The organism is Streptococcus oralis subsp. dentisani (assembly GCF_002096335.1).
Lineage (GTDB): Bacteria > Bacillota > Bacilli > Lactobacillales > Streptococcaceae > Streptococcus > Streptococcus oralis_Z.
In genome coordinates this window covers 17,438-36,684 of record NZ_NCUW01000024.1, presented here as the reverse complement: position 1 = coordinate 36,684, position 19,247 = coordinate 17,438, and the positions used below count along the sequence as shown (strand labels likewise).

Annotated in this window: 20 protein-coding genes and 1 pseudogene; 7 read left to right on the top strand and 14 right to left on the bottom strand. The window is 39.8% G+C overall.

The features are described from left to right. Positions 1-109: 109 nt before the first annotated feature. The 3 genes and pseudogenes from blpA to blpC all read left to right on the top strand — a co-directional run bounded on the left by blpA (position 110) and on the right by blpC (position 3,863). On the top strand, positions 110-2,263 hold the full coding sequence (gene blpA / locus B7709_RS00970) for a peptide cleavage/export ABC transporter BlpA (RefSeq protein WP_084970947.1): 2,154 nt from the start codon (positions 110-112) through the stop codon (positions 2,261-2,263). A gap of 10 nt (positions 2,264-2,273) precedes the next feature. After that, positions 2,274-3,651, top strand: a pseudogene (gene blpB / locus B7709_RS00965) (peptide export ABC transport accessory protein BlpB). 56 nt (positions 3,652-3,707) lie between these two features. Further along, positions 3,708-3,863, top strand: coding sequence for a quorum-sensing system pheromone BlpC (blpC, locus tag B7709_RS00960; protein ID WP_084877481.1), 156 nt, complete (start codon positions 3,708-3,710; stop codon positions 3,861-3,863). A 43-nt stretch (positions 3,864-3,906) separates the two neighbouring features. Here blpC and B7709_RS00955 read toward each other — a convergent pair whose 3' ends face one another. The 3 genes from B7709_RS00955 to B7709_RS00945 are packed head-to-tail and all read right to left on the bottom strand — an operon-like array spanning position 3,907 to position 6,341. Beyond that, the gene (locus tag B7709_RS00955) at positions 3,907-5,247 is read right to left on the bottom strand and encodes a sensor histidine kinase (RefSeq protein ID WP_084970945.1); all 1,341 of its coding nucleotides are present in this window, start codon (positions 5,245-5,247) and stop codon (positions 3,907-3,909) included. A gap of 13 nt (positions 5,248-5,260) precedes the next feature. After that, positions 5,261-5,998: a response regulator transcription factor gene (locus B7709_RS00950; RefSeq protein WP_084970943.1), complete on the bottom strand. Its 738-nt coding sequence runs from the start codon at positions 5,996-5,998 to the stop codon at positions 5,261-5,263. Positions 5,999-6,002: 4 nt separating this feature from the next. Continuing rightward, entirely contained in the window at positions 6,003-6,341 is a 339-nt protein-coding gene (locus tag B7709_RS00945) for a LytTR family DNA-binding domain-containing protein (RefSeq protein ID WP_084970941.1), read from the bottom strand. A 278-nt stretch (positions 6,342-6,619) separates the two neighbouring features. Between B7709_RS00945 and B7709_RS00940 the strand changes: the two genes are divergently transcribed. After that, the gene (locus B7709_RS00940; RefSeq protein ID WP_084970939.1) at positions 6,620-6,949 is read left to right on the top strand and encodes a helicase BlpT; all 330 of its coding nucleotides are present in this window, start codon (positions 6,620-6,622) and stop codon (positions 6,947-6,949) included. Positions 6,950-7,010: 61 nt separating this feature from the next. Here B7709_RS00940 and B7709_RS00935 read toward each other — a convergent pair whose 3' ends face one another. Beyond that, positions 7,011-8,054, bottom strand: a complete 1,044-nt coding sequence (locus B7709_RS00935; protein WP_084970937.1) for an ABC transporter permease — start codon at positions 8,052-8,054, stop codon at positions 7,011-7,013. After that, on the bottom strand, positions 8,051-8,782 hold the full coding sequence (locus tag B7709_RS00930) for an ABC transporter ATP-binding protein (protein WP_084970935.1): 732 nt from the start codon (positions 8,780-8,782) through the stop codon (positions 8,051-8,053). The genes B7709_RS00935 and B7709_RS00930 overlap by 4 nt, the downstream gene beginning before the upstream one ends. A gap of 67 nt (positions 8,783-8,849) precedes the next feature. Between B7709_RS00930 and B7709_RS00925 the strand changes: the two genes are divergently transcribed. The 3 genes from B7709_RS00925 to B7709_RS00915 all read left to right on the top strand — a co-directional run bounded on the left by B7709_RS00925 (position 8,850) and on the right by B7709_RS00915 (position 10,271). Next, the gene (locus tag B7709_RS00925; RefSeq protein WP_084970933.1) at positions 8,850-9,260 is read left to right on the top strand and encodes an HIT family protein; all 411 of its coding nucleotides are present in this window, start codon (positions 8,850-8,852) and stop codon (positions 9,258-9,260) included. 9 nt (positions 9,261-9,269) lie between these two features. Continuing rightward, entirely contained in the window at positions 9,270-9,548 is a 279-nt protein-coding gene (locus tag B7709_RS00920) for a hypothetical protein (RefSeq protein ID WP_084970931.1), read from the top strand. Between the two features lie 69 nt (positions 9,549-9,617). Continuing rightward, the gene (locus B7709_RS00915; protein ID WP_084970929.1) at positions 9,618-10,271 is read left to right on the top strand and encodes a hypothetical protein; all 654 of its coding nucleotides are present in this window, start codon (positions 9,618-9,620) and stop codon (positions 10,269-10,271) included. A 78-nt stretch (positions 10,272-10,349) separates the two neighbouring features. On the opposite strand, the gene dnaJ is transcribed toward B7709_RS00915, so the two are convergent. The 9 genes from dnaJ to glnA form a co-directional block, all read right to left on the bottom strand. Continuing rightward, positions 10,350-11,486, bottom strand: a complete 1,137-nt coding sequence (gene dnaJ / locus B7709_RS00910) for a molecular chaperone DnaJ (RefSeq protein ID WP_061454552.1) — start codon at positions 11,484-11,486, stop codon at positions 10,350-10,352. 159 nt (positions 11,487-11,645) lie between these two features. Continuing rightward, on the bottom strand, positions 11,646-12,278 hold the full coding sequence (locus B7709_RS00905; RefSeq protein ID WP_084970927.1) for a DJ-1/PfpI family protein: 633 nt from the start codon (positions 12,276-12,278) through the stop codon (positions 11,646-11,648). Positions 12,279-12,491: 213 nt separating this feature from the next. Further along, positions 12,492-14,315 (bottom strand): molecular chaperone DnaK, encoded by a 1,824-nt coding sequence (gene dnaK, locus B7709_RS00900; protein WP_084970925.1) that lies wholly within the window; start codon positions 14,313-14,315, stop codon positions 12,492-12,494. 252 nt (positions 14,316-14,567) lie between these two features. After that, positions 14,568-15,083 carry a nucleotide exchange factor GrpE gene (gene grpE / locus B7709_RS00895; RefSeq protein WP_084970923.1) on the bottom strand — a complete coding sequence of 172 codons (516 nt, stop codon included), beginning with the start codon at positions 15,081-15,083 and terminating at the stop codon, positions 14,568-14,570. A 38-nt stretch (positions 15,084-15,121) separates the two neighbouring features. Beyond that, positions 15,122-16,156, bottom strand: coding sequence for a heat-inducible transcriptional repressor HrcA (gene hrcA, locus B7709_RS00890; RefSeq protein ID WP_084970921.1), 1,035 nt, complete (start codon positions 16,154-16,156; stop codon positions 15,122-15,124). Between the two features lie 160 nt (positions 16,157-16,316). Then, entirely contained in the window at positions 16,317-16,829 is a 513-nt protein-coding gene (locus tag B7709_RS00885; RefSeq protein WP_084970919.1) for a DUF2812 domain-containing protein, read from the bottom strand. Positions 16,830-16,863: 34 nt separating this feature from the next. Next, positions 16,864-17,439 carry a DUF2812 domain-containing protein gene (locus tag B7709_RS00880; RefSeq protein WP_061454574.1) on the bottom strand — a complete coding sequence of 192 codons (576 nt, stop codon included), beginning with the start codon at positions 17,437-17,439 and terminating at the stop codon, positions 16,864-16,866. Then, positions 17,439-17,759 carry a PadR family transcriptional regulator gene (locus B7709_RS00875; protein WP_084970917.1) on the bottom strand — a complete coding sequence of 107 codons (321 nt, stop codon included), beginning with the start codon at positions 17,757-17,759 and terminating at the stop codon, positions 17,439-17,441. The genes B7709_RS00880 and B7709_RS00875 overlap by 1 nt, the downstream gene beginning before the upstream one ends. Positions 17,760-17,872: 113 nt before the next feature. Beyond that, positions 17,873-19,219 carry a type I glutamate--ammonia ligase gene (glnA, locus tag B7709_RS00870; RefSeq protein ID WP_001122883.1) on the bottom strand — a complete coding sequence of 449 codons (1,347 nt, stop codon included), beginning with the start codon at positions 19,217-19,219 and terminating at the stop codon, positions 17,873-17,875. Between the last annotated feature and the right edge of the window lie 28 nt (positions 19,220-19,247).

The window sequence follows — 19,247 nt, the reverse complement described above, 5'->3', positions numbered from 1 at the left end:
ATCACTTTTTTACCATTCAGGAAGTTTCAATGACAATTCAAGATTTTATAAAATATGAACTTAGTATCATGGTATAATAAATTCATATTTTATATGAAAGGATTTGCCAATGACTTCTTATAAACGTACATTTGTTCCTCAAATAGATGCTAGAGACTGTGGTGTCGCTGCCTTAGCCTCGATTGCCAAATTCTATGGTTCAGATTTTTCTCTAGCTCACTTGAGAGAACTTGCAAAGACCAACAAAGAAGGGACGACTGCTCTTGGCATTGTAAAAGCCGCTGATGAAATGGGCTTTGAAACAAGGCCTATTCAAGCAGATAAAACGCTCTTTGATATGAGCGATGTCCCCTATCCATTTATCGTTCACGTTAACAAAGAAGGGAAACTCCAACATTACTATGTTGTCTATCAAACAAGGAAAGACTATCTGATTATTGGTGATCCTGATCCTTCTGTAAAAATCACCAAAATGTCAAAAGAACGCTTTTTCTCTGAATGGACTGGAGTAGCTATTTTTCTAGCTCCCAAACCCAGCTATCAACCCCATAAAGATAAAAAGAATGGTCTACTGAGCTTCCTCCCTCTGATTTTCAAACAAAAATCTCTTATTGCTTACATTGTTCTCTCAAGCTTATTAGTCACTATTATCAATATCGGTGGTTCTTATTATCTCCAAGGAATCTTGGATGAGTACATCCCAAATCAGATGAAATCAACTTTAGGAATTATCTCAATTGGTCTAATTATCACCTATATCCTCCAACAAGCCATGAGCTTCTCCAGAGATTATCTCCTAACTGTTCTGAGTCAGAGATTAAGCATTGATGTAATTTTGGCCTATATTCGCCATATCTTTGAACTTCCTATGTCTTTCTTTGCGACACGTCGTACAGGGGAAATCATTTCACGATTCACAGATGCCAACTCTATTATAGATGCCTTAGCTTCTACCATTCTCTCTCTTCTTCTTGATGTTTCCATTCTGATTCTTGTAGGGAGCGTCTTACTGGCACAAAACCCTAATCTCTTCCTTCTTTCTCTTATTTCCGTTCCTATATACATGTTCATCATCTTTTCTTTTATGAAGCCTTTTGAAAAAATGAACCACGATGTCATGCAAAGTAATTCTATGGTTAGTTCTGCCATTATCGAAGATATCAATGGGATTGAAACCATCAAGTCACTCACAAGTGAAGAAAATCGCTACCAAAATATAGACAGTGAATTTGTAGATTATTTGGAAAAATCCTTTAAACTTACTAAATATTCTATTTTACAAACTAATTTAAAACAAGGAACAAAGTTAGTTCTTAATATCTTTATCCTATGGTTTGGTGCTCAATTAGTCATGTCGAGTAAGATTTCTATCGGTCAGCTGATTACCTTTAATACACTTCTTTCTTACTTTACAACTCCTATGGAAAATATTATCAACCTACAAACTAAACTCCAATCTGCGAAGGTTGCTAATAACCGCTTGAACGAGGTCTATTTAGTTGAATCTGAATTTCAAGTTCAAGAAAATCCTGTTCATTCAAATTTTTTGATGGGCGATATTGAATTTGATGACCTTTCTTATAAGTATGGTTTTGGACGAGATACCTTAACAGATATCAATCTAACAATTAAAGAAGGTGATAAGGTTAGCCTGGTTGGAGTTAGTGGTTCTGGTAAAACAACTCTAGCCAAAATGATTGTCAATTTCTTTGACCCTTACAAAGGACAGATTACCATCAATCATCAGGATATTAAAAATATTGATAAAAAAATCTTGCGACGTCATATTAATTACCTGCCCCAACAAGCCTATATCTTTAATGGCTCTATCTTGGAAAACTTAACCTTGGGCGGTAATAATATGATTAGCCAAGAAGATATTCTAAAAGCTTGCGAATTAGCTGAAATCCGTCAAGATATTGAAAGAATGCCTATGGGCTATCAAACTCAACTTTCTGATGGAGCAGGTCTGTCAGGAGGACAGAAGCAACGAATTGCTCTCGCTCGTGCTCTTTTAACTAAATCTCCTGTTTTAATACTAGATGAAGCTACTAGTGCTCTCGATGTTTTGACTGAGAAAAAGGTTATAGATAATCTTATGTCCCTAACTGATAAAACCATTCTCTTTGTAGCCCATCGTCTAAGTATAGCCGAACGGACTAACCGTGTCATTGTTCTTGACCAAGGGAAAATCATTGAAGTTGGTAGTCATCAAGAGTTAATGAAGGCGCAGGGTTTCTACCATCATCTATTCAACAAATAAGGAGAATGTTATGAATCCTAATCTTTTTAGAAGCGTCGAGTTTTATCAGAGACGTTACCATAATTATGCGACAGTATTGATCATACCACTTTCATTACTGTTTACTTTCATCTTAATTTTCTCCCTTGTTGCCACAAAAGAAATTACAGTTACGTCACAAGGAGAAATTACCCCTACAAGTGTCATTGCATCCATTCAGTCGACCAGTGATAATCCTATCCTAGCTAATCATTTAGTGGCAAATCAAGTAGTTGAAAAAGGCGACTTACTCATCAAATACTCTGAAACAATGGAAGAAAGTCAGAAAACTGCCTTAGAAACTCAATTACAAAGACTTGAGAAGCAAAAAGAAGGACTTGGAATTTTGAAACAAAGCTTAGAAAAAGCGACTGATCTTTTTTCTGGTGAAGATGAGTTTGGCTACCATAATACCTTTATGAATTTTACTAAACAAGCTCATGATATTGAACTGGGTATCACAAAGACTAATACTGAGGTTTCAAATCAAGCCAATCTTGCTAATAGCAGTTCATCAGCTATCGAACAAGAAATTACAAAAATGCAACAACAAATTGGAGAATATCAAGAGCTGAGAGATGCTATCATAAACAAAAGAGCGCGCTTACCGACTGGCAATCCACACCAGTCAATTTTGAATCGTTATCTTGTAGCCTCTCAAGAACAAACACAAGAAACTGCAGATGAGCCATTTTTATCTCAAATCAATCAAAGTATTGCAAATCTTGAATCATCTATCGCAAGCCTCAAAATTCAGCAAGCTGGTATCGGAAGTGTAGCAACTTATGATAATAGTTTAGCAACCAAAATTGAAGTACTCCGCACTCAATTTTTACAGACTGCTTCTCAGCAACAACTAACCGTGGAGAATCAATTAACAGAATTAAAAGTACAACTAGATCAAGCGACACAGCGCTTGGAAAACAATACCTTAACTGCTCCAAGTAAAGGTATCGTTCATCTAAACAGCGAATTTGAAGGTAAAAATAGAATTCCAACTGGTACAGAAATTGCTCAAATATTCCCTGTCATCACAGATACAAGAGAAGTACTAATCACTTACTACGTATCATCTGACTATCTCCCCTTACTAGATAAAGGACAAACTGTAAGATTAAAACTTGAGAAGATTAAAACTTGAGAAGATTGGAAATCACGGTATTACCATCATTGGCCAACTTCAGAGCATTGATCAAACTCCTACCAGAACAGAGCAAGGAAATCTCTTTAAATTAACCGCTCTTGCAAAACTATCTAATGAGGATAGTAAGCTCATCCAATATGGCTTACAAGGTCGCGTCACTAGTGTAACTGCAAAGAAAACATATTTTGATTATTTCAAAGATAAAATTTTAACACATTCTGATTAATTTTCAGATAACACTCTATAACTATTTATTATCTTATAAAACAGGAGAATCATAACATGGATAAGAATCAAAACCTAACTTCATTCCAGGAACTAACAGCTACTGAACTCAACCAGATTACAGGTGGAGGGTTGTGGGAAGATTTATTATATAACATTAATAGATATGCTCATTACATCGCACAAGGACTTCATCAGCCAATACAACTATAAAAAAATAAGACCGAGAAACAAGCACTCTCGGTCTTATTTTTCATCATTCTGTATGTATCATAGCAAGTACCTGACGAAAGACTTGATCTTGACAGGTGGTATTGAGACTGACATTGGGATAACTTTCCACAATCTTCATGACGGTATAGAGACCAACACCTCGGTCCTCCCCTTTAGAACTAACTCCAAAAGAGAAGATTTCAGAAATATCTATGTCCTCTTCTTTGATGGAGTTTTCAATGATGAAGGTCTCCTGTGCCCCATTTTTAAAAAAGGCAATTGAAACGTGAGGTTGACAGACCTCTAGACTGGCTTCAATAGCATTGTCACAAAGGATAGATACGATGGTTAAAAAATCAAGCAGACTCATCTCCTCAACTTGAATCTCCTCAGGAACTTCGATATTAAAGACAATATCCTTTTCTCTGGCTTTTAGAAATTTTCCTGCGAGGAGACTTTTGAGGGAACGGTCACGAATATTCACCAATCGGCCCAGGTCATATTTATTATCCTGCAATTTTTCACTGGAATCCTTCAAGACGGAGTCATAGACCTCTTTTATCTGCCCCATATCCTCCTCTGCAATACCTAGGCGTAAGCTGGTCAAGAGGTTGGTGTAATCATGACGAAAGCTCCGAACTTCCTTATAAAGCTCCTCTATATGCAGACTATACCTCTCCATGTCTCTATAGCGCAAGGTCTGCTCTTGGTTCAGTTTTTCCTGAAGTTTTTCCTTCAAGTAGGTATCCAATTTCTTGACAACCCCCATAAAAAAGAGCAAGTAAAACACCAGAATCAGATGGCGAACAGTCGTTGATTGAATACTTTGTTCATATTCAAAAAAAGACAGACTTTCCATGACTAGATAGTAGGCCCCCATTATCCAGTTAATCTTAATCAGGGACTTTTGAAAATCTTTATCTAGAATCTCCCTTCTCAAACTAGTAAAATCATAGTCTAACCATTTTAAAAATACTAGAGAAATGAAGAAATTGAAAATTATTATACATAACCCAGTAAATGAGTAGTCATCATATACTTGCCCTTGTCCCAAAAATGGAAGCACAAAATAGGAGACTCCCCTATAAAAGAGATTCACCAATATCATTGGAAAGAGACCATAAAAGAAAAGGAGTTTTTTAGGAAGCCCTCTTAACAATAAGAAAGACAAGCCTATGCCGTACAAGGGTTCCATAAAATAAGATAGGTAAGCATTTCCTACTATATAGCTAATCATTACAAAAACAAAGGCCAACAGTATCTTAAAAAGAAAAGCCTTAAAAATCCTCTCGAAAGTAAGATTAATTCCATCCACCTTAAAGAAAATGACAATTTCTAGCCCATTAGTAATAAGTGTATACAATAATATCCAAGCAATATTCATAAATTCTCCTAGCTCAGTGTAAGTTATTGATAGCCTCAGACACTTCCCTGATCTTATAACGCGCGATTAGACAGCTTCCACCATTAGGAAAGTAAAGCAGTTTTTCTTTCTTATCCAAATGCACTACATTGGCTGGATTGATGAGAAAAGAACGATGACACTGCAAGAGACGAGGTTCCTGCTTGAGAACCTCCTCTAGACTCGCCGTAAATTCCAGCCTATCCGTCTTGGTATAGAGAATAACACGATGGGGTCTTGGGGACGTTTCGAGATAGTAAACCTCTTTAAAAGGATACTGAAATTGAGCAAATTTTGATTTAAAGTAAAAGCAATCTTCCGCCAGGCTTTTGCTGTCTTGACTATTGACATAGAGAAGAGCTGTCTCGATACGAGACTCAAACTCCTCTGCCGACAAGGCCTTATCAATATAGTCCAAAGCTGATACCTGGTAGCGAAAGGACAGGGGCATAAACTCCGAGTGAGTCGTCACAAAGACAATCAGGGCATAAGGATCTCGATCCCGAATCTTTCTTGCCACTTCTAGGCCTTTCATCTCCTCATTTCGAATCTCAATGTCCAAAAAGAAAAGCTGATGTGCTCCCTTCTCATGCACCTCTGCCAGCAGTTGGTCTGTCTTGCCAAAAACTTCAAAAGAACTAGGAATGATACTCTGTTTTTTCAAAAGTTTCTCAATCGTCGTTTCAATTCTAGCTTGTTGGGAAAAGTCATCTTCTAAAACAAATATTCTCATCTTCTTACTCTCCTTGTTTCAACCATTTTTGGCTAATGTCTCTATAGCGACGTCTGGCATACTGAACAGCATATCGACCTTCTTCTCCAAGAAAGAGGGTCTTTGATTGGATATCCATGGATTTTACTCGTTCAAGGTTGACCAGACAATTTCGATGACATCTCGTCAAGGTTTCCCCATATTGTTTCTCAAGATTGCTTAAATTTTGAAATAGATCAAAGCTAGCGTTTTCTGTAACAATCTGCACGGTATGGGCTTTACTTGGATGCATTTGGATATAGTAGATATCCTTTATGTTTAATTTGAAAATTTCTTTCTCTTTTTGGATGATAATGTAGTTCATGGATAAAACCTCCTAAAAAGAGGATAGCATAAGTCTAGAAACTATTTTTCACCAAATCCTAAACGGTTCTCAAAAATTCCTAAAGTGTCGAATCATTCGCAAAATAGCTATGATAATCTTACAATTATTTTATCATAAAATCCTGCAATTACCATTCAGGAAATTTCAATGACAATTAAAGATTTGAAGGTAAAAAAAGAGTTAAAAGTGATAAGCTATGATTATAGAAAGACAATCACTTGAAACAACTTTAGAACCATCACAAAGGAGGCATTCTCATGACGGATACAGACCCAATCAAAACTGCTCAGGCACTGATAACTGAGTTAAACAAAGCCTATCAAGTCTGCAAACAGGCAACAGCTGACGACGTACACTTTCAGGAGCAATTAAACTCTATTCTTCTCTTTCTCTCTAAAACTGAGACAGTGGATAATCGATTCTTGATTGAGCTGGAAAAATTTTACCAGACTTCCAGTCTTCTCCTGGGACTCAGTGTTCTCAATCCAGATGCTCCTACTCGCGCCGCTTGGCGGGCCTATGACCGTTTCCACTTTGACCAAGTCAAAACCAAGCTAAGTCTCTACGGATCAACTATTATCTTGTAGAAAATAAAAGAAGCTGAGACAGAACTCAACTTCTTTTTGTATTGTTTAAGCAATGTTAGTCTTACATCTGGCGTTTCACCTGATAAGGTAGATACAAGATTTGTAGGACCAGTCCAGCTCCAAGCAGGGCTAGAAGGGCTAGTTTTTCTTGGAGGGTAATCAAACCAACTATCAGTTGAACCATTAAAACAAAACCTGTCAATCCTCGGATAACTTCCTGTAGTCCCTTCTCTTTTTCACCCTTTTTTAAAGGAAAGAGCTGGGTCAAGTACTGGTAGTCAAAAGCACGATAGAGGGCCAACAACTGGAAGAGCATGAGGTAATTAAACAGGACAACCACTGCTGTCGCAATCCAAGACTGCTCGATAAAAATCACAGCTAAGAAGGATAGGAGCAAGAGGCGAAGACTGAGGGCAAAGAGGTCTCCATTTCGCAGATAAGAGCGGAGATAGAGGTTCTGCCAGATCTTCCCTGGCACCTTTTGAACAGTCTTTAGGATGAAGTCCAGATAAGCGCGACGCTTGACACTGTTTGAAACGCCCTTGACCTGAGTAAAGAGGGCAAAGAAACGAAGCAAGACTTGCTTGCGCTTGCTTTCTTGGACAATGACATAGTCCCAGTCCAGTCCAGTTTCAGTGAAAAATTTACTAGCTTTGTGGCGAAAGAGGAGGTATTTCCCAGTCCCCAATAAAATCACATAGACAAGAAAGACTGGCAAGCCATAGCCCATGGCTAAAAACAAGGGCGCAAACAGGAGCAAAAAGAGGGTTTGAACAATTGTCCAGAAAACCAATGAACGCACCGTCTGCCCTTTGAGGTACAACTTGACCTCCTCTTCACTGACTAAGAGAAAGAGCTTGTCAGGTACTTCCGTGTAAGTAGCGATTCCTCCCCAAGCCAAAAGTAAGGCAGATACAATCCCCAAAAACAAAAGAATAGGCCAATGATTTTCAGGAAAATTTTGCAAGAGTTGACTGTACTGGTAGGCTAGAAAACCGATGAGAACTAGCAGGAATAAGACAAAGTGGTCATTTAGAACATAACGCAGATAACCGACACACTCCTTACGAAAAGCCTGCTTTCTCCTTAAAAACAAGTCTTTCATAGGTCCTCCTCTTTGGTCAGTGCCAAGTAAATGTCATTCAAGCTAGCCTCAGGCATGTTAAAGGCCTCGCGGAGTTGCTGGAGGTTCCCCTGAGCCCGCACCTCTCCCTTATGGAGGATAACAAAGGCGTCACACATCTTCTCTGCCGAATCCAGCACGTGGGTACTCATGAGGATGGATTTGCCTTTTTGCTTTTCCACTTCCAAAAGCTGAATCAAGTCTGCAATCGCCAAGGGATCGAGACCAAGGAAAGGTTCATCCACTATAAAGAGGCTCGGATCCACGACAAAGGCACAGATAATCATGACCTTCTGCTTCATCCCTTTGGAGAAATGGACCGGAAACCAGTCCAATTTTTGATCCAGACGAAACATCTTTAACAAAGGTTCCACTCGCTCAAAAGCTATTTTCTGATCGATTCCATAAGCCATAGCAACCGTCTCGATATGCTCTCTGAGAGTCAATTCCTCGTACAAGCTAGGCGTTTCTGGGATGTAGCCGATCTGCTTGCGGTAATTGGTCGCATCTTCTCGCAGGGTCAGACCATTGATATTGATGGAACCACTGTAAGGTGTCAAAAGACCGATAATTTCATTGATAGTCGTTGATTTCCCAGCACCGTTGAGACCAATCAAACCGACCAACTGCCCACTTTCAACTGTAAAGGACACATCTTTCAAGACAGGGACATGAACATAGCCACCTGTCAGGTTTTTAATTTCTAACATATTTTCTCCGAATCTGGTATAATGTAGCTATATTATATCAAAATTCAATAGAGTAGAGGTGGATTTTATGTCAGATTGCATTTTTTGTAAGATTATCGCAGGGGAGATTCCTGCTTCAAAAGTATACGAAGATGAGCAGGTTCTTGCCTTTCTTGATATCTCTCAAGTAACGCCTGGACACACCCTCATTGTACCAAAAGAACATTATCGCAATCTTTTGGAGATGGATGCTACAAGTGCCAGCCAACTCTTTGCCCAAGTGCCACTGGTAGCTCAAAAAGTTATGAAGGCTACCAAGGCTGTCGGCATGAATATCATTGCTAACTGCGAGGAAATCGCTGGTCAAACAGTCTTTCATACTCACGTGCACCTCGTACCTCGCTACGGTGCAGAAGATGACCTCAAGATTGACTTTATCGCCCACGAACCTGACTTTGACAAACTTGCCCAAGTCGCGGAAACCATTAAAAATGCTTAAGGAGATGCCATGAAACTATCAAATCTACTGCTCTTCGCAGGAGCTGCAGCTGGAAGCTATTTTGTCGTAAAAAATCGCCAAGCCATCACAGAGGAGTTTATTGATACTAGCGACCGTGTCGAGACCATTAAGGATGATTTGGATATCATCCAAAACAGCCTCCAAATCATCAACCAACAAAAAGCACTTATCAAGGAATACCAAAAAGATTTAACCTATAAATTCAAAGTCTTGGAAAAAGATTTCCAAACCAGAATGGCGATCCTCCAAGAAGAAAAACAAGAATGAGAAATCCTCCAACTTTCCTTAAATCCATTTTGGATTACTAGATTCGAACAGAAAAGGGAGGGAGTGAAAATGAAACAGTTTTTAAAAGTTCTAGCGAAGGTCATCGCGATCCCTTGTGGCTGTCTCTGCCTTCTTGCGGCCCTAGCATTTCTACTAGTGGCCAATCTTTTCAAGGCCTCACCGAGTGACATCCGCGAGGGGAATGAAGCCTTAAAACAAATCTTTATCTCCCTTGATATGCCTCCTAAGAAAGTAGAATCAAATGGACACTATCAATATGAGGGTGGAGGCTTAAATTTTTATGTTACTTTCTCAGATGAGGTTATCAATAGTCACACCGTCCTAAAAGAAAGTCCAAAACTCGCCAAAAATCGACTCGAAGTCTATGTCCTACAGACAGGAGAGATTTCATACTATAAAGTAGGGGATAACTTGTTCAATCATGGTTTGTTGCAGTTTTTAGAGAAAGAAAGCGAGAAGTATCTCCAAGAAATCGGAAAGAAATTTAATCCCAATTACTCAATTCTCTTTTGGAATGATCAGGAAAGTCTAAAAAAGGGAATTGCATTCTATGAAAAAGCTTTGACTTTAGTGGATATTCAGGATAATTCGGCAATCAAGCACATTGATACCGTCACCGTTAAGCCAGGTAAAGAAGCGGAAATCAAGCAACTCATCCGGGAGATGGATGCAGCTGGCCTGCTTACTCAAAAGTATAAATAGCAGGCTAACTGGAAAATGATTTTTCGATGCTAAATTTTCAAAGATAACGCAAAAAAGAGCCAATCGGCTCTTTTTACTTTATTCTCCTTCAAAGGCATCTTTTATATGCTCAAAGAAGCCTTTTTTCTTTGGATTGACTTTCAAATCACCCGCAGCTGCGAATTCTTTAAGCGCTGCTTTTTGGCGATCATTCAAGCCTGTCGGAGTCACGACATTAACTGTAACGTATTGATCACCAACGGCACCACCACGAAGGCTCGGAGCTCCTTTGCCACGTAGACGGAATTTCTTGCCAGTCTGAGTCCCCTCTGGAATGACCAATTCAACGTCACCATGCACAGTCGGAATTTCCACAGTATCACCAAGAGCTGCTTGAACAATATTAAGGTTCAGCTTGTAGAAAATGGTTGTTCCTTCACGTTCAAACTTATCACTGGCTTCAACAGAAACCACCACGTACAAGTCCCCGTAAGGTCCACCATTAAAGCCTGCTTCACCTTGACCAGCGAGTCGGATTTGTTGGCCTGTTTCCACACCGGCAGGGATTTTGACATGGACGCTATGAGCTTGTTTTTCATGACCTGTTCCATGACATGTAGTACATGGGTCTTTAATTTCTTTTCCTCGACCATGACAGACATCACAGGTTACTTGGCGACGCATCATACCAAGAGGAGTCTGCGTATCAACGTTAATGACACCTGCACCATGACAGCGTCCACAAGTGACTGGACTTGTTCCTGGCTTAGCACCAGAGCCATTACATGTACGACAGCTTGCTTCACGGTTGTATTTCACTTCTTTTTCCGTTCCAAAGATAGCTTCTTCAAAAGTCAAATTCACACGGTACTGGAGGTCATCCCCTTGACGAGGGGCGTTTGGATTGCGCGAAGCTCCGCCTCCACCGAAGAAACTTGAGAAGATATCTTCAAAACCACCGAAGCCACTTGCTCCGTCAAAGCCACCGAAACCGCCAGTACCACCAAAGCCACCGTTGGCACCTGCAGCACCATATTGGTCGTAGGCGGCACGTTTTTGGTCGTCACTCAAAGTCTCATAGGCTTCTTGAACTTCCTTGTACTTTTCCTCAGCACCAGGCTCCTTGTTGATATCTGGGTGATATTTTTTGGAAAGCTTACGATAAGCTTTTTTGATCTCGTCTGCCGAAGCGTTTTTTGACACCCCCAGACGATCATAAAATTCAGTATTGTTCATAATTCAAGATACAAAGGGCGTCAAACGGACACAGTCAAAATAGGAGTTTTGACGACGGACGCTTACGTCCTAGAAAAAACTATCTTTTTGACACAGTCCGTAGCCCGTGTTCAGTTACTCGAACACCCTTATTCCTTTCTATAATTTATAAGTAGATCATTAGAGGGTATTTTCTATACTCTGCTTCACTTCATCAAACTCTTTGTCCGATAGAGTAAAAATCAAGTCCTCTTCTGAATATTCGTTCTGTTCTTTAAAATAGTTGTCAGTATTTTCTGCCAAACCTAGACCAAGAATCACTTTTCTTGCAAATTTTTGATGTGCAAAGCCTATAGCCGTAATGATATTTTTATCTTGCACAACCAGTTTGGGTTGGAAATTCTCACGTGGAAGAAATTCAAAATAGTCAAAGAAGTTTTGCCAAATCCCACCTGTAAATTTCGTATCGTTCAGCAAACCTGCTTTTGCCAACAAAATAGGCGCTAAAGAAATTGCTGCAATTAAGATATTCTGCTTGCCGAGTCCCCTCAAAAACGAATTTAATTTTTCATCCTGTAGAGCAGGAACTATATTTACCATTCCTGGCAAAATCACACAAGAATACTCTTCTATACGTACTTGATCCAATGTTTTTGTAGGTAAACAAGGCAAGCCATCTTCAGAGACCACCATCGAATAATCTGAAGCTACATAATCAATCGTGATGTCAAAAGACAGAGCTAAAGTACTTGTTAAAGTGGCTATCTCATAAAGAGAAAAATTGGGATAAAGGATACAAAGTACTTTTTTCATACGCAACATCCTCTATTTTACCGAAAAACAGAGGCTGGGTTGCAACCTCTGGATTTCTTTTTATCATTACGACATTCAAGTTTTAAAAATTAAACTAGTAATGCTTAACTGAGTTTCGGCTAAAAACTTCGGAAAAAAGATAAGCTATCTTTTGTGCATCGCACAAGGCAATGGCTTCCTATTTTTCTTTCGTTTTCTTAACGCCTCAACATCTTACTTTTCAGTAAACTCTCCGTCTACGACGTCATCGCCTGCGTTTCCTGTTGCTTGTGCACCTTCTGCTCCTGCTTGAGCTTGTTGGGCTGCTGCGGCTTGTTCGTAGAGTTTCACAGCAAGTCCTTGAGCTTTTTCGTTCAATGCTTCAAGTTTTGCTTTCATTTCGTCCAAGTTGTTGTCTTCTTGCGCTTTCTTAAGGTCATCAAGGGCAGCTTGGGCAGCATCACGTTCTGCGTCAAAGCCTTTGCCTTCAGTTTCCTTGATAGTCTTTTCAGTCGCAAAGATAGCTTGATCAACTTCGTTACGAAGGTCTACTTCTTCTTTACGTTTCTTATCTGCTTCAGCGTTTGCTTCGGCATCTTTCATCATGCGGTCGATTTCTTCATCAGTTAAACCTGAGTTTGATTGGATGACAATAGTTTGTTCTTTTTGAGTTCCAAGGTCTTTGGCCTTAACAGATACGATACCGTTCTTGTCAATGTCAAATGTTACTTCGATTTGAGGAATTCCACGAGGTGCAGCTGGGATATCTGTCAATTGGAAACGTCCAAGAGTCTTGTTATCTGCTGCCATTGGGCGTTCACCTTGAAGAACATGGATATCAACGGCTGGTTGGTTATCTGCTGCAGTTGAGAAGACTTGTGATTTAGATGTTGGAATCGTAGTGTTGCGATCGATGAGTTTTGTGAAGACACCACCCATTGTTTCGATACCAAGTGACAATGGCGTTACGTCAAGAAGGACAACGTCTTTAACATCACCAGTGATGACACCACCTTGGATGGCAGCACCCATAGCAACTACTTCATCAGGGTTGACTGATTTGTTTGGTTCTTTACCAGTTTCAGCTTTAACAGCTTCAACAACGGCTGGGATACGAGTTGAACCACCGACAAGGATCACTTCATCAATATCTGATAAGCTCAAACCTGCATCTGAAAGGGCTTGACGAACTGGAACTTTTGTACGTTCTACAAGGTCACGAGTCAAATCGTCAAATTTCGCACGAGTCAAAGTCATTTCCAAGTGAAGAGGTCCAGCTTCACCTGCAGTGATAAATGGCAAGCTGATTTGAGTTGAAGTTACACCAGAAAGATCTTTCTTAGCTTTTTCAGCTGCATCTTTCAAACGTTGCATTGCCATCTTGTCAGTAGACAAGTCAATACCGTTTTCTTTCTTGAATTCTGCTACCAAGTGGTCGATGATTTTTTGGTCAAAGTCGTCACCACCGAGTTTGTTGTCCCCTGCAGTTGCCAATACATCGAAGACACCGTCACCCAATTCAAGGATTGAGACGTCGAATGTACCACCACCAAGGTCGAATACCAAGATTTTTTCTTCTTTGTCAGTCTTGTCCAAACCGTAAGCAAGAGCCGCTGCAGTTGGTTCGTTGACGATACGTTCTACTTCAAGGCCAGCGATTTTACCAGCGTCTTTAGTTGCTTGACGTTGAGCATCGTTGAAGTAAGCTGGAACTGTGATAACTGCTTTGGTTACTTTTTCACCAAGGTATTCTTCAGCGTAACCTTTCAAGTATTGAAGGATCATAGCTGAGATTTCTTGTGGAGTGTATTCTTTTCCGTTTGCAGAAACTTTTTCAGAAGTTCCCATCTTAGATTTGATAGAGATTACTGTATCTGGGTTTGTTACTGCTTGACGTTTTGCAGCGTCACCAACGATGATTTCGCCGTTTTTGAATGAAACAACAGATGGAGTTGTACGATTTCCTTCTGGATTTGCAATGATTTTGCTTTCAGTTCCTTCAAGAACTGCAACTGCTGAGTTTGTTGTACCTAAGTCAATACCGATAATTTTAGACATGTGTTTTTCTCCTTAAGTTTTTTCTTCTATTTTTTGATATTTTCCTTAAGTGGTGGGGACGTGAGCAACTCCCTATGGGATTTCATCACTTATTTTTGAGCCTAAAGTCTCAAAAATCCCCTGTTTCGGTAGTACAAGCTACTAAAATTTTCACCACGGCGGAAAATATCGTTTTTGCAAGCCTCTGGCTTGCCTCTTATCTTCATTCATAGTTTATTGTCGTTTCGGACAAGGTTTTTCAAGTTTTCTAGCTTAGTTATACACTACCACCATTGCCGGACGTAGGATGCGGTCATGGAGTTTATAGCCTTTTTGGAAGACTTGGGCGATGGTATCTGCTGGATGTTCATCGTCTGCTGGGAGAGTTTGGATGGCCATATGATAGTTATGGTCAAATTCTCCATCCACTGCGATTTCTTCGATTCCTTCTTCTTTCAAAGCATGAATCAAGCTTTCTTGCACCATCTCCAATCCTTTTTTGACGTCGTCTGTCAAACCTTCAACGGCAAGGGCGCGTTCAAGATTATCCAAAGAAGGGAGAATTGCTTTCGCCAAGTCTTGACTACGATAGCGTTGCAAGTTTTGACGTTCTTCATTGGCACGGCGTTGGATGTTTTGCATTTCTGCATGAGCGCGAAGGTATTTGTTTTCGAACTCGTCCGCACGTTCATTTGCCAAGTCCAACTCAGACTTCTCAGGAGTTGTTTCTTCAGCTGTTTCCACAACTTCCTCTTCTTTTACTTCTTCGTTTTTTATTTCCTCAGACATTTTTCGCCTCCTTTTTAGGAATTTATGTAATTTCATGTTCAACTCACCTCATAATGATTACTACTCAAATAGCGGTAGAAATCTGTGAGTTTCATAGTTAAAACTCGATTGACAACATTGACTTGATTGACCAATTGCTGGTAATCCAGATTGACTGGGCCGATAATCGCCAGAATTCCAAAACCACGATAAGGGATAAGGAATTTACTGCTAATCACTGCTAGATCAGCTAGGCAGGATTCTTGACTATCTGCAACACGAACATTTTGCATCTGATCTTCATGCAGACCTTCACGAATCTCCAGAGCCACCTTTTGCGGTTGGTCAAAGAACTGATAGGCTGCTAGATTGGCAAAATTCAAGAGATTGACCTTGCCCGCCACCACAATGTTTTCATTGAACATTTCCTTAAAAATGTGTTCAAAGAGATCCATAACATTGTCCGTTGTTGTAAAGTAACGCTGGATAATCTGCGGAATCTCCGTCCGAATCTTGTAGTGAATATCCAGAACGGTGTGACCGAGGAAACGTTCCTGAATGATGGTCTTCAGTTTCAGCAAATCCTCTTGCAAGAAATTCCTTGGAATCAGAAACTGACTGGTAACCGTTCGAGACTCGTCTAGGGTGAAAACTGCAAGAGCAGTATGTTGGCCTAGAACGACAATATCGAAAGCTGTCAGGCGTTGTCTGCTCGGTTCAACATCCAGAGCCACTACCGTACAGCCACTTAGGTCTGTTAGTAGATTAGCAGCCTCTTGCAGAATATCCTCCAATTTGAAGAATTCCTGATCAAAGGCTTTGACAATTTCGTATACCTCATTTTCAGCCAGTCGGTCAAAATCCAATGAGTGTTTCACATAGTACTGAAAACCAGCAACACTTGGCATCCGACCACTAGAAGTATGAGCTTTCTCAAGCAAACCTTGCTTTTCTAGAGCCGCCATATCATTACGAATGGTTGCACTGCTAGAGTTAATAGACTCTTGTAGTGCTTTGGATCCGACAGGTTCGTGCGTTTTGGTAAAGATGTCAATAATCAGATTCAAAATATCCTGCTGACGCTCTGTAACCATCTCATCACTCCCTTCTGTCAGATTGATTAGCACTCGATACACCTAAGTGCTAACTTATGATTCTATTATACACCCTTAAAAGAGAATGTCAAGACAAAAACTCAAAAAATTAGCACTCTTTTATCAAGAGTGCTAAAAATCAGTCTAAAGACCTAGAAACTTACCTTCCATCTACTCGATATTTTCTTCTAAGCCTGAAAAAACCATAGAATAGATAAGAAATTATAAAGGCATATAGAGCAAAAATGACGAAGAAAGATTGCGACAGTTCTTCTCGAAACAAACTCATACAAACAACAAGACCACCCGAGAAAACAGCTGTACATGAACGAAGTCTATACCGCATAACTTCCCACCTGAGAGTCTTACTCATATAGACTTGATCCTCTGGAAGTAAATCAGAAGATGATTGACGAAGAATTGAACAAGAACCTGTTTCTATCAATTCCCAACCTCTATTTCTGAGATCTTGCAGTTCATGCTTATACTTTTTAAGAAATCTAGAATCATAGATACGGTAGATGATATCTTCCGGTTGACATTGGTCAAAATAGAAAAAACCAAAACGACTCGTTCTATACCTCCAACCTTTCAAATGCATCTCATGTAAATATTCTTCTTCCTTGTCCAAATCAACAATGGTGAAAACTCGAAATTGTGCTTTACTTTTCATAATCCTTCCTCCCAATTAGAAAACATACATTGTTTTATTTATCAGATAATACTTTCCATTTTTGAAACAATCTCCAAAGAATATAAGAAATCTGAATTGCAAATACTATCAATAAAACACCATCTATTATGAAAATCAAAAACAATTCCCAACTAAAAGAACTAACTCCACTGACAAACTTTGAGAAAACCGGTAGTAGAGCTGAAAATAGAAGCAAGATAGGAAGCATCCGCATTGTTAAAATACGTTTGACCATAGCTAACCTCCCGGCCGCATCGTTATAAATTTCAAATTCCGCATCCGATTCAATTTCAGAATGCGCTTTTCTAAAATAGGAAAATTTGTTAAAGTCTGTAATATGCTCCCAGCCACAGTCTTTAAATAGTTGTAAATAGGAGGCTCTCTCTGATTTTTTCATGGGATAAAAGTCCAACTGATAAGACACCTGCTCAGGCTGACACTCTTCAAAAGTATACTTAACTGCAACTACTAAGTTAGAGTAGGTCACTTCCTTAAGTTTCCAGCCCTCAGCATGCATTTTTCTAAGATATAAAGCCTCTCTATCATAATCCGCAATGGTAGCAATTCTATAAACAACCTTCTTTTCCATCATCCTCCCTCCCGACTATTTCTGTAGAGTCGTTCAATACGTTTCAATTCAATATCCAAGACTTTTCGTCCCAAGTCTGTAATCTGATAGATTTTCCGTTTTTCTTCTTCTCGGACAAAGAAAATCAAACCATCCTTTTCCATCTTTGACAAGGTTCCATACATAGTTCCAGGACTAATCAAGACTTGCGAATCTGTCATCTCCTTGACCTTTTGGGTAATACTATAACCATGACGTTCCTTTTGCAGACAGAACAAGATATAAAAACCCGTTTCCGTCATCGGAAGATAAACTCGACGAATCTTATCCGTTAATTCCATTTACAACTGCCTCCTATTCAGTTCGATACATCGCACCTCGTTATATAAAATATATCACACCTCGATATAAAACGCAAGAAAAAAGACCGCCCTCAGGCAATCTTTCTTCTATATTAGTAAAGGTCAAGATAATTATCAACTTCCCATTGTGAAACAAAGGTTGCATAGCTAGCCCACTCGATACGTTTAGCCTCAAGGAAGCTAGTGTAGATGTGTTCACCTAGGGCTGCCTTGACCACGTCATCTTCTGTCAAAGCTTTCAAGGCGTTGTGAAGAGTTGATGGAAGGTCGGTAATTCCAGCTTCCTTACGCTCTTCAGCTGTCATGATATAGATATTTTCTTCGATAGGAGCTGGTGCTTCGATTTTGTTTTCAATACCATGCAAACCAACTTCCAATAGAACTGCCATAGCGATGTATGGGTTTGCCATTGGATCCACTGAACGCAACTCGAGACGAGTTCCCATACCGCGTGAAGCAGGCACGCGCACAAGTGGTGAACGGTTGCGACCAGCCCAAGCAATGTAAACAGGCGCTTCATAACCTGGGACCAAACGTTTGTATGAGTTAACTGTTGGGTTCATGATGGCAGTATAGTTGTAAGCATGCTTGATCAAACCACCAAGGAAATGGTAGGCCGTTTCAGACAACTGCATTCCTTTTGGATCATTTGGATCAAAGAAGGCATTGTTTCCTTCTGCATCAAACAAGGACATGTTACAGTGCATACCTGACCCAGCAATACCAAATTTTGGTTTTGCCATAAAGGTTGCGTAAAGGCCATGTTTGCGAGCAATGGTTTTTACAACGAGCTTAAAGATTTGAATCTTATCACAAGCGCGGAGAACTTCATCATACTTGAAGTCAATTTCATGTTGACCAACCGCAACTTCGTGGTGACTTGCTTCTACTTCAAATCCCATTTTGGTCAAGACATTCACGATTTCACGACGCGTATTGTCTGCAAGATCCGTAGGTGCCAAATCAAAGTAACCACCCTTGTCATTTACCTCAAGTGTCGGGTCACCATTTTCATCCAATTTAAATAGGAAGAATTCTGGTTCTGGACCAAGGTTGAAGGATTTGAATCCTACTTCTTCCATATGACGAAGTGCACGCTTCAGATTCCCACGAGGGTCACCTGCAAATGGCTCACCCTCTGTTGTATAGACATCACAGATCAAACCTGCAACACTTCCATTTTCATCTCCCCAAGGGAAGACTGTCCATGTATCCAAGTCTGGGTACAAGTACATATCTGACTCATTGATACGTACAAAACCTTCAATAGAAGATCCATCAAACATGGCTTTGTTTGACAAGACCTTGTCTAGTTGTTCATCTGTAGCAGGAATTTCGACGTTTTTCATAGTTCCCAGAATATCTGAAAACATGAGACGGATAAAGGTAACATTTTTTTCCTTGACTTCACGACGAATATCTGCAGCTGTGATTGGCATGAGTTTTCTCCTTAATGTATGACTACTT

Excerpts from the sequence above, each read along its gene's own strand:
- blpA (WP_084970947.1), top strand. The coding sequence starts at position 110 with ATGACTTCTTATAAACGTACATTTGTTCCTCAAATAGATGCTAGAGAC.
- blpC (WP_084877481.1), top strand. The coding sequence starts at position 3,708 with ATGGATAAGAATCAAAACCTAACTTCATTCCAGGAACTAACAGCTACT.
- B7709_RS00955 (WP_084970945.1), bottom strand. The coding sequence starts at position 5,247 with ATGAATATTGCTTGGATATTATTGTATACACTTATTACTAATGGGCTA.
- B7709_RS00950 (WP_084970943.1), bottom strand. The coding sequence starts at position 5,998 with ATGAGAATATTTGTTTTAGAAGATGACTTTTCCCAACAAGCTAGAATT.
- B7709_RS00945 (WP_084970941.1), bottom strand. The coding sequence starts at position 6,341 with ATGAACTACATTATCATCCAAAAAGAGAAAGAAATTTTCAAATTAAAC.
- B7709_RS00940 (WP_084970939.1), top strand. The coding sequence starts at position 6,620 with ATGACGGATACAGACCCAATCAAAACTGCTCAGGCACTGATAACTGAG.
- B7709_RS00935 (WP_084970937.1), bottom strand. The coding sequence starts at position 8,054 with ATGAAAGACTTGTTTTTAAGGAGAAAGCAGGCTTTTCGTAAGGAGTGT.
- B7709_RS00930 (WP_084970935.1), bottom strand. The coding sequence starts at position 8,782 with ATGTTAGAAATTAAAAACCTGACAGGTGGCTATGTTCATGTCCCTGTC.
- B7709_RS00925 (WP_084970933.1), top strand. The coding sequence starts at position 8,850 with ATGTCAGATTGCATTTTTTGTAAGATTATCGCAGGGGAGATTCCTGCT.
- B7709_RS00920 (WP_084970931.1), top strand. The coding sequence starts at position 9,270 with ATGAAACTATCAAATCTACTGCTCTTCGCAGGAGCTGCAGCTGGAAGC.
- B7709_RS00915 (WP_084970929.1), top strand. The coding sequence starts at position 9,618 with ATGAAACAGTTTTTAAAAGTTCTAGCGAAGGTCATCGCGATCCCTTGT.
- dnaJ (WP_061454552.1), bottom strand. The coding sequence starts at position 11,486 with ATGAACAATACTGAATTTTATGATCGTCTGGGGGTGTCAAAAAACGCT.
- B7709_RS00905 (WP_084970927.1), bottom strand. The coding sequence starts at position 12,278 with ATGAAAAAAGTACTTTGTATCCTTTATCCCAATTTTTCTCTTTATGAG.
- dnaK (WP_084970925.1), bottom strand. The coding sequence starts at position 14,315 with ATGTCTAAAATTATCGGTATTGACTTAGGTACAACAAACTCAGCAGTT.
- grpE (WP_084970923.1), bottom strand. The coding sequence starts at position 15,083 with ATGTCTGAGGAAATAAAAAACGAAGAAGTAAAAGAAGAGGAAGTTGTG.
- hrcA (WP_084970921.1), bottom strand. The coding sequence starts at position 16,156 with ATGGTTACAGAGCGTCAGCAGGATATTTTGAATCTGATTATTGACATC.
- B7709_RS00885 (WP_084970919.1), bottom strand. The coding sequence starts at position 16,829 with ATGAAAAGTAAAGCACAATTTCGAGTTTTCACCATTGTTGATTTGGAC.
- B7709_RS00880 (WP_061454574.1), bottom strand. The coding sequence starts at position 17,439 with ATGGAAAAGAAGGTTGTTTATAGAATTGCTACCATTGCGGATTATGAT.
- B7709_RS00875 (WP_084970917.1), bottom strand. The coding sequence starts at position 17,759 with ATGGAATTAACGGATAAGATTCGTCGAGTTTATCTTCCGATGACGGAA.
- glnA (WP_001122883.1), bottom strand. The coding sequence starts at position 19,219 with ATGCCAATCACAGCTGCAGATATTCGTCGTGAAGTCAAGGAAAAAAAT.